Here is a 9326-nt window from a genome sequence, read left to right on the forward strand (position 1 = left end):
CGCCCCCACCCCAACCCCTCCCCTGAAGGGGAGGGGCTTAATGGCGGCTTTCCACCCAAATCGATCAGGCTGAAGAACCCCGAATTTGCCCGCCCCGGCTTCCGCCTTTGCGGGAGTGCGGTCGTCCCTGGGGCGAATGGCGCTCAGGCGACGCCCGCGTGGAGGAGGTCGTGCATGTGGAGCGCGCCGACCAGGCGGTCCTTTTCGCAGACGAAGAGGAGCGTGATATTATGGTCGTGCATCAGGCGGAGCGCTTCGGAAGCCAGTTCTTCCGGGCCGACCGACACGGGCCTGACCGTCATGTAGCGGCCGACCGGCTCGTTCATGTGGCGGGTGCCGGTGACGGTGCGGCGCAGGTCGCCGTCGGTGAAGGCGCCGATCAGTTCGCCCTTGCCGTTGACCACCGCCGTGCCGCCAAGCCGGGCGCGGGTCATTTCGATGGTGGCGTCGAGCAGCGAGGCGTCCTCCTCCACGCGGGGCACGTCGCCGCCCGAGGCCATGAGTTCGCGCACCTTGACGAGCTGCGCGCCGAGCCGGCCATTGGGATGGAATTTATGGAAGTCGTCCGCCGAGAAGCCGCGCATTTCCATGAGCGCGATGGCGAGCGCGTCCCCGAAGGCCATCTGGATCGTGGTGGAGGTGGTGGGCGCGAGCGAATTGGGGCACGCCTCCTTCACGTCGGGCATCAGGATGCAGATGTCGGACGCCGCCGCGACCGTGCTGCGCTTGCGCGCGGTCATGCCCAGCAGGGGGATGGCGAAGCGCTTGCAATATTGGATGATCGGGCCGAGTTCGTTGGATTCGCCCGAATGGGACAGCATCAGCACGACGTCGTCCGGCGTGACCATGCCCAGGTCGCCATGGCCCGCGTCGGCGGGGTGCAGGAAGATGGCGGGCGTGCCGGTCGAGGTGAGCGTCGCCGTCATCTTGCGCGCGACGATGCCGCTCTTGCCCATGCCGGTGACGATCAGGCGGCCGCGCACATTCATGATGATGCCGACCAGCCGCAGGAAGGTCGCTGAAAATTCCCGGTCGTTGAACTGGTTTTCGAGAGCGCTCAGCCCTTCGGCCGCGATGGACAATGTCCGGCGCGCGGTTTCCGCAATGCGCCCGCCTGAGCCGAATGGCACGATCTTCGTTACTGTCGACACGCGTAAGCCCTTTTTTCCACCGCCGCCGCCGGCTTTTTCCGACTGACGACAGCGGCGACGATCCACCGTCCCAGGGTGTTCCGTCCTTACCTCGTTCCGCGACCCGACCGGTCGAAACGACCGGCACCCGGCTGCCGGGGATAAGCGTCTTCCCCTAGTATTGGCAATCGATTTCGCAAGCGCGAATGATGATTTCCGCGCCATTAACGCCACAATGGATGAAAAAGCGATGAGCCGCCAAATAATATCGGCGGATGGCGGAACCTTTTACGAGGGAAGCGGTTGTGGGGCGCCGTGCTGCATTGCGCCACGGTCAGGGGAATAAACCTGTAAAGGACGCCGTTTATGCGCCTGCCGTTCCACCATGATAGGCGCGGTACCAGTCGACGAAGCGGGGCACCCCCAGTTCGATCCCGGTGGTCGGCGCGAAGCCGATGTCCTGCGCGATGGCGCTGATGTCCGCGAAGGTCGCCGGCACGTCTCCCGGCTGCATCGGCTGGAAATCGATCTCCGCCTTGCGGCCGCAGGCTTCCTCCAGAACGGAGATGAGGTGCATCAACTCCTCGGGCCGGTTGTTGCCGATATTGTAGAGCCGGTGGGGCGAGCGGCTGCCCCCCGCCTTGGGCGCGCCGTCATCTTCCGGCGCATGGTCGAGGCAGCCGATCACGCCGCTGACGATGTCGTCTATATAGGTGAAGTCGCGCTGCATCCGGCCGTGGTTGAAGACGGGGATCGGCTGGCCCGAGAGGATTTTCGAGGTGAAGATCCACATCGCCATGTCGGGGCGGCCCCACGGGCCGTAGACGGTGAAGAATCGCAGGCCCGTCATGGGAATGCGGAAGAGATGGGCGTAGGTCTCGCTCATCAGCTCGTCGGCGCGCTTGGTCGCGGCATAGAGCGAGACGGGGTGGTCGGCGCGATCCTCCACCCGGAAGGGCAGCGTGTCGTTGCCGCCATAGACCGAGGAGGAGGAGGCGTAGACGAGGTGCCGCACCCGCCTTTCCCGCGCCACTTCCAGCATGTTGACATGGCCCGCGAGGTTGGAGCGGACATAGGCGTGCGGGTTGATCAGCGAATAGCGCACGCCCGCCTGCGCCCCCAGATGGACGATCGCATCGACGGGATGGTCGTGCAGCGCCGCCTGGAGCGCGTCCATGTCGGCGAAGTCCAGCTCCGCGAAGGTGAACAGGCCGCCATGGCGATCGTGCAGGGCGGCGATCCGGTCCCGCTTCAGCGAGACGGGGTAATAGTCGTTCATATTGTCGATGCCGAAGACGGCGCGGCCTTCGGACAGAAGACGGTCCGCGACGGCCATGCCGATGAAGCCGGCGGCGCCGGTCACGAGGATTGTCATGGCTGCGGGTTCCTGTCCTTGCCTTGGCGCTGGAGTCTTTCACAGACAATCCGGGAGGCGATGTAAAGGGCTTTCCCCAGAAGCTCCGTGTTAGTCCCTAAAAATTGCCGGGGAGGGATGCCGATGGGCTGGCGGAAATGGGTGGTTTCCTGCCATCAAGCCCCTCCCCTTCAGGGTCAAACGAGGCACGTGACTCGTTTGAAGGGTTGGGGTGGGGGAGTGCCTCTACAGGCTGAGTTTGCGCGTGGGGCACGCCCCCACCCCTCGGTCCCCTCCCCTGAAGGGGAGGGGAAGCATTGTCGTCCGGTAGCCCCGGCCAGATGGGATATTGGATAGGGTGGGACTGGGCACCTGTTCTTGCAGACGCACGACTTGCCTGGATCGAGCCCAGATGATCCAGAACCACTATTCAGGTCCGCCTTCGGCAAGCTAGACCATCCCTTTTCCTGGGGGATGGATTGCCGATCCTTGTCGAAATCGCCGGATGGCTGGGCGCGTTGCTGGTGTTGGGCGCCTATCTGCTCGTGTCGAGCGGGCATGTGTCCGGCAAGTCGGCCCTGTTCCAAGGGATGAACGCTCTGGGTTCGACGCTGTTCATCCTCAACACATGGTGGCACGGCGCCATCCCCTCGATGGTGCTCAACATCATCTGGCTCGGCATAGGCGCGGTCGCGTTGATGCGCATCGCCCGCCAATAGCCCTCATTTCAAAAACCCAAGAAAGGCTGGGGTGGCAGGCCATGTTCTCTTTGGCTACCAGCATGGTGGAGATGAAGAAAGCGCTGATCGTCCGACATGTGCCGCGGGAGGGAGCGGCAGGCTATCTCCAGCCGATCGAGGCCGCGGGCTATGCGATCGAACGGATCGACGTCGCCAGCCCCGACTTTGCCGATGTCGACCTCTGCACCCCGGACCTGTTGATCATGATGGGCGGCCCGATGGGCGTCTATGAGCAGGACCTGCACCCCTGGATTCCGCTCCAGATCGAAAAGCTGTCCGCCCGGCTGGAGCAGGACCTGCCGACCCTTGGCGTCTGCCTGGGCAGCCAGATGATCGCCGCCGCGCTCGGCGCGCCCGTCTATCCCGGCGGGCGGATGGAGTTGGGCTTCGCGCCGGTCATGCTGAACGAGGCGGGCGCGGAATCCCCGCTGCGCCATCTGGACGGCGTGCCCGTCCTCCACTGGCACAGCGACACTTTCGACATGCCGACCGGGGTCGAGCTGCTGGCGTCGACCGAAAACTATGCCCATCAGGCCTTTCGCCGCGGCCCCAACCTGCTGGCGTTGCAGTTCCACGCGGAAATGGGCGAAGACCCGCGTTTCGAGGATTGGCTCACGCATTTCTGGGCCGATCTCGACATAGCGAAGCAATGCGGCACTGCCCTTCGGCAGGACCATGCGGACCATGGCCCCGCAGCCGTCGCTGCCGGACGCGCGATGATCGGCGAGTGGTTGAGCGGAATCGGGAACTAGGACCGATCGGCATTCAGGCCATGACGGCCTGCAAATGAGCGCGCGCGGCCTGCGTCCGATTGAACGCGGCGCGCCCCAGAGCATCGTGCGCAAAAGTGGGAACCGGTTTTGCGCTTAAAAGGATGCGGCAACAAAAGCTTGCGCGACCTGCGTCCGATTGAACGCGGCGCGTCCTAAAATTCGACTTCCAGTTCCTCGACCTCATCCTTCTCCCCGCGGGCGGCGTCGATCCACTCGCGCATCAGGTCCCAGTCGTTGCTCCAGTTGCAATAGGCGGCCGACCGCCCGGACAGCGCCACGGCATAGGTCAGGAAACGCTGCGCCACGGGGGCGAACATCGCATCGGCCACGGTCGGCCTTTCCCCGAACAGCCAGGGTCCGCCATAGGCGCCGAGGCATTCGGTCCAGATTTCCTCGATCCGCTCGATGTCCTGCTTGGCCCCGGAAAAGACCGGGAACTTTTCGTGCCGCACCTTCAGGTTCATGGGCAGGGCCGAGCGCAGGTTGATGAAGCCGGAGTGGATTTCGCCCGAAACCGAACGGCAGTGCGCGCGCGCGATCCGCTCCGCGGGATAAAGGCCGGCATGCGGATAGAGTTCATGCAGATATTCCGCAATGGCGAGCGTATCCCACACGCCCGCCCCCTCATGGGTCAGGCGGGGCACCAGCACGGACGGCGACAGAAGCAGCAATTCCGCCCGGTTTTCGGGATCGTCGAGCGCAATCGTCTTTTCCACGACCTTCAGCCCGGCCATGCGGCACAACAGCCATCCGCGCAGGGACCAGGACGAATAAGTCTTGCTGGAAATGGTGAGTTCGGCGTCGGCCATGGCGTTCCTCCCGCTTCATCCCTATGTTTCATCAATCATGATGCGGTGCAATATGCAAAACCTGTATAACGGTCCTGCATGGGACCGAATCGGCACCGAAAGAGCTTAGGACGCGTTTGAGCAAGATGATGATGCTATATAGCGGCTATCAGGCCTGGAACGACATGATGGCCCCTGCGCGCTTCGGTGCTCAGATCGCTCTCTCCTTCAAGGACAAGATGGGACCGGTGGCGGATTGGGCCATGCCCCGCCGCATGTTCGCCCTGATGGACGTGTTCCAGGGCGCGAAGCTGACGCATCGCCGGCCGGCCTATGGCATAACGGAGGTGCATAGCGGCAATGCGGTGGTCGCCGTGCGGGAAGAGGTGGCGCTGGACCTGCCCTTCGGCAACCTGCTGCACTTCGCGAAGGACGATGTCGAAACGCCGCAGCCCAGGGTGCTGGTGGTTGCCCCCATGTCGGGCCATTTCTCGACCCTGCTGCGCAACACCGTCCAGACGCTGCTGCGCGACCATGACGTGTACATCACCGACTGGAAGAACGCCCGGGACGTGCCGCTGAGCGCCGGGCGCTTCGGATTCGACGATTATGTCGACTACATCATGACCTTCATGCAGGAAATCGGGCCGGGATCGCATCTGGTTTCGGTGTGCCAGCCGTGCGTGCCCGCGATGGCCGCGGTGTCGATCATGTCGGAGGACAAGGACCCGGCGACGCCGCGCTCCATGACGCTGATGGGCGGGCCGATCGACACGCGCGCCGCGCCCACGGTCGTCAACGAACTGGCCAATGAGCAGTCGATCAAATGGTTCGAGGAAAATCTGATCAGCCTGGTGCCGATGCGCTATGCCGGGCGCGGCCGGCGGGTCTATCCCGGCTTCCTCCAGCTTTCCGCCTTCATGTCGATGAACATGGACCGGCATGGCGCCGCGCACCGCGAGCTTTACCAGCTGCTGGCCGACGGCAGGCAGGTCGAGGCGGACAAGATCAAGACCTTTTACGAGGAATATTTCGCCGTGCTCGACATGACGGCGGAATTTTATCTGGAAACGGTGGACAAGGTGTTCCAGCGGACGCTGCTGGCCAAGGGCGAACTCACCTATCGCGGGCGGAAGGTCAATCCGGGCGCCATCCACAAGACGGCGCTGCTGACGGTCGAAGGGGAGAAGGACGACGTGTGCGCCGTGGGCCAGACCGCGGCCGCCCATGCGCTCTGCACGGGCCTGCGCCCGCATCTGAAACGCCATCACCTGCAGCCGGGCGTCGGCCATTATGGCGTCTTTTCCGGCAGCAAATGGGAAAAGCAGGTCTATCCGCAGGTGCGGAACATGATCCTGGCGATGAACGCGGGTTAGCCTTTCCCTAATCATTGGCGGATATGGCCGGGGGCATGGACATGGCTTCCCATCCCGCAATGGCGCATGCGCGCGCCTATGCGCCGGTGCAGCGGGCGCGCTGGGCCGCGCTGGCGGACGCGGCGGCGGAGGCCAATGCCTTCTACATGCCCGACATGCTGTGTGCGGCGCTGGACCATCTGGCGGGCGGCACCGCCGTGCGCATGCTGGAGGCGCAGCGGGACGGGGAACTGATCGGGCTGATGCCCGTGGTCGTCGCGGCGCGGCATGGGCGGTTGCCGCTGCGCTGCGTCACCAACTGGATGCACGATCATTGCTTCTTCGGCGCGCCGCTGATCCGGCGGGGCGAGGAAGTGGCGGCGTGGCGGGGATTGCTGGAGCAGCTGGACGAGGCGGACTGGGCGCCGGGCTTCCTGCATCTGCGGGGGCTGGACGCGGCGGGGGCGAATGCGGCGGCGCTGGAGGCGCTGTGCGTCGAGCAGCGGCGCGGGCGGCGGGAGGTGCATCGGTACGACCGGGCGATGCTGCGGTCGGAACTGGACGCGGACGCCTATTGGGAAACCAATGTGCGGGCCAAGAAGCGCAAGGAATTGCGGCGCCTGCAGAAGCGGCTGGCCGAACTGGGCACGGTCGGGAGCCGGCTGCTGGGCGACGGGGCGGAGCTGGCGGCATGGTGCGGGGAATTTCTGGCGCTGGAGGCCGCGGGCTGGAAGGGGGCGGAAGGATCGGCGCTGGCCTGCAGGGATGAGGATGCGGCTTTCTTCCGGGCGGCCTGCGCGGCGGCTTTCGAGAACGGGCGGCTGCATTTCCTGCGCATGGACCTGGATGGGCGGGCGATCGCGATGCTGGTCAATTTCCGGCATGGCGAAGGGGCCTTTTCCTTCAAGATCGCCTTTGACGAGGCGCTGGGGCGCTTTTCGCCGGGGGTGCTGATCGAGATCGCCAATCTGCAGGCGGTGCTGGGCGATCCCGCCATTGGCTGGATGGATAGCTGCGCGGCGGCGGACCATCCGATGATCGACAGCCTGTGGGGCGAGCGGCGGACGATCACGCAATATCGCATCGCCCTGCGGGGCGCGGGGCGAAGCGTCGCCTTTGCGCTGGCCAATGGCGTCGAGGCGCTGGGGCAGAGGTTGAAGGGGCAGATATGAACGCGGTGAGCGCCATCGAGGCGGCGGTGTTTCCGGAAGAGGCGCGGGCGGCCTTCGCGGCGGCTTATCCGGACAGGGCGGCGAAGTTGAACCATGGGCTGGCGGGGCATGCGCTGCTGACGCTGGAGGCTCTGGCCGGGCTGGCGGAGCGGATGCCGGTCGACTCCGTGGAGTATAATCTGGGCAAGCTGCCTTTGGGGGTGCGGGCGGAGGATACGCCGTCCAACGGGCTGACGCTGGGCGAGACGATCCGGACCATCGAGACCAACGGCAGTTGGGCGGTGCTGAAGAATGTCGAGCGGGACGCGGCCTATGGCGCGCTGCTCGACCGGGCGCTGGCGGAACTGGCGCCGCTGGTGGAGCGGGAGACCGGGCCGATGCTGCATCGGGAGGCGTTCATCTTCCTGTCCTCGCCGGGGAGCGTGACGCCGTTCCATATGGACCCGGAGCATAATATCCTGCTCCAGATCCGGGGCGAGAAGACGATGACGGTCTTTCCGGCGGGCGACGAGGAACTGGTGCCGGCGGTGCAGAGCGAGGCCTTCCATGCGGGCGGGCATCGCAATCTGGACTGGCGGGACGGGTTTCGCGAGCGGGGCATGGCGGTGACGCTGTCGCCGGGCGATGCGATCCATGTGCCGGTCAAGGCGCCGCATTTCGTGGAGAATGGCCCCGTCGTGTCGGTCAGCCTGTCGGTGACGTGGCGATCGGAGCGGAGCGTGGCGGAGGGCGAGTTGTACAGCCTGAACGCGCTGCTGCGGCGGCGCGGGCTGCCGGTCGGGCGGATCGGGGCGCGGCCGGAGGCGCAGGGCGCGCGGCGGATCGCCTATCGCATCATGCGGAAGCTGGGCGTCTGAGCAGCTTGCGCAGCCACGCTTCGGCTTCGAGGCGGGGGCTGAAGCGGTCGACCTGCCACCATTCAAGGGCTTCCTCGCGGGTGGCGAGGCTCTGCTTGTAGCGGTCCTTGCCCGCGAGCAGCGAATAGAGCGCGAGGCCGCGTTCCGCATAATGGGCGACGGCGGCGGCGTGGCAGAGCAGGCCGGGCTTGTCCTTCGGCGCGCGCGGGGCGGCGAAGGCGGACTGGTAGTTCATCGCTACGCCGTCGTGGAGGACGTTGAGGAGCAGGCCGATGGTTCCGCCGCCATCGGTAAAGCGCAGCAGTTCGACCTTTTCGTCGCGGCTTGCGAGGGCGGCGGCGAAGCGGCGGAAGGCGGGGTCGTCCCAGGCATTGTCGGCGTGGCGGCCGGTGTTGAGGGACCGCATTTCGTCCAGCCATGGAACGATGTCCGCTGGGGCGGCTTTGGCGATGGCCGGGAGCGCGCCGCCATGATCCTTGAGGGCGCGGCGGATCTGGGCGCGGCTGTTGGCGCTGAGCAGCGACAGATAGTCGGCGGCGCGGACGGCGGCGAGGTCGACCTGATAGACCGGGGAGCGGTCGAGGCGGGTCTTGCGGCGGGCGGGGATTGTCAGGAGCGGCGAGTCGGGGGCGATGCCGTCCAGGCGGAGGGTGCGCCAGTCGTTGCGGTTTTGCAGGGCCTGGAGGGCGGCCCGTGTCGCCTCCCCTTCCCTGCCCTTTGCGGCGAGCAGGCCGTTATATTCGATGAAGGGGCGGTCGGCGCCGGGGTCGCCGGACTGGTTGAGCGACAGGGTGGCGCTGCGGCCCAGCAGGCGGGGTTGCAGGGCATGGCCGAAGAGGGCGAGCGCGATGTCCCGGCCCTGCGCGTCGGTGACGGCGAGCAGTTCGGGGCGGACGGCGTAGCTTTCCAGCCAGGCGCCGGTCCAGGTCCAGCCGAGGAAGAAGCTGGCGGCGGCGCGGGACTCCAGCGCCTGCCAGCGGGGGGCCAGGCTCGCGAGGTCGGGCAGGCGGGTGAAGTGGGCGGTGAGGGCCATTGCGGGCCCCCTTTTGGCAGAGCGGCGGTGGGGGTCAAGCTTGCAGCACCTCAAGCTGTATGGGCAGGTGGGGAAGGTGGGGAATGGCCAATCCAAGACATTCCCCTCCCGCAGGCGGGAGGGG

Annotated in this window: 9 protein-coding genes; 5 read left to right on the plus strand and 4 right to left on the minus strand. The window is 66.0% G+C overall.

Features of this window, described 5'->3' with window-relative positions; translation table 11 throughout:
• Positions 1–143: 143 nt before the first annotated feature.
• Entirely contained in the window at positions 144–1151 is a 1008-nt protein-coding gene (locus K7W03_RS25490; RefSeq protein ID WP_044661368.1) for a KpsF/GutQ family sugar-phosphate isomerase, read from the minus strand.
• A gap of 343 nt (positions 1152–1494) precedes the next feature.
• Positions 1495–2505, minus strand: a complete 1011-nt coding sequence (locus tag K7W03_RS25495; RefSeq protein ID WP_044661367.1) for an NAD-dependent epimerase/dehydratase family protein — start codon at positions 2503–2505, stop codon at positions 1495–1497.
• A 458-nt stretch (positions 2506–2963) separates the two neighbouring features.
• Here K7W03_RS25495 and K7W03_RS25500 point away from each other — a divergent pair, with 458 nt between their 5' ends.
• Entirely contained in the window at positions 2964–3203 is a 240-nt protein-coding gene (locus tag K7W03_RS25500; RefSeq protein WP_044661366.1) for a CBU_0592 family membrane protein, read from the plus strand.
• Between the two features lie 71 nt (positions 3204–3274).
• Complete coding sequence (locus tag K7W03_RS25505; protein ID WP_222887679.1) at positions 3275–3976, plus strand: glutamine amidotransferase; 702 nt, start codon at positions 3275–3277, stop codon at positions 3974–3976.
• 173 nt (positions 3977–4149) lie between these two features.
• On the opposite strand, the gene K7W03_RS25510 is transcribed toward K7W03_RS25505, so the two are convergent.
• A complete protein-coding gene (locus tag K7W03_RS25510; protein ID WP_103001475.1) occupies positions 4150–4806 on the minus strand; it encodes a glutathione S-transferase in 657 nt (218 codons plus the stop codon).
• Between the two features lie 125 nt (positions 4807–4931).
• Between K7W03_RS25510 and K7W03_RS25515 the strand changes: the two genes are divergently transcribed.
• From K7W03_RS25515 to K7W03_RS25525, 3 genes are read left to right on the plus strand one after another with little or no spacing between them, the layout of a single operon-like run.
• Complete coding sequence (locus tag K7W03_RS25515) at positions 4932–6161, plus strand: polyhydroxyalkanoate depolymerase (protein ID WP_044662997.1); 1230 nt, start codon at positions 4932–4934, stop codon at positions 6159–6161.
• Between the two features lie 35 nt (positions 6162–6196).
• The gene (locus K7W03_RS25520) at positions 6197–7312 is read left to right on the plus strand and encodes a GNAT family N-acetyltransferase (RefSeq protein WP_222887670.1); all 1116 of its coding nucleotides are present in this window, start codon (positions 6197–6199) and stop codon (positions 7310–7312) included.
• A complete protein-coding gene (locus K7W03_RS25525) occupies positions 7309–8169 on the plus strand; it encodes a cupin-like domain-containing protein (RefSeq protein WP_222887675.1) in 861 nt (286 codons plus the stop codon). The genes K7W03_RS25520 and K7W03_RS25525 overlap by 4 nt, the downstream gene beginning before the upstream one ends.
• On the opposite strand, the gene K7W03_RS25530 is transcribed toward K7W03_RS25525, so the two are convergent.
• Positions 8147–9202: a GNAT family N-acetyltransferase gene (locus K7W03_RS25530; protein ID WP_222887677.1), complete on the minus strand. Its 1056-nt coding sequence runs from the start codon at positions 9200–9202 to the stop codon at positions 8147–8149. The genes K7W03_RS25525 and K7W03_RS25530 overlap by 23 nt on opposite strands.
• Positions 9203–9326 lie beyond the last annotated feature (124 nt).

The sequence above is a fragment of the Sphingobium sp. PNB genome (assembly GCF_019873065.1).
Taxonomy (GTDB): Bacteria; Pseudomonadota; Alphaproteobacteria; order Sphingomonadales; family Sphingomonadaceae; genus Sphingobium; species Sphingobium fuliginis.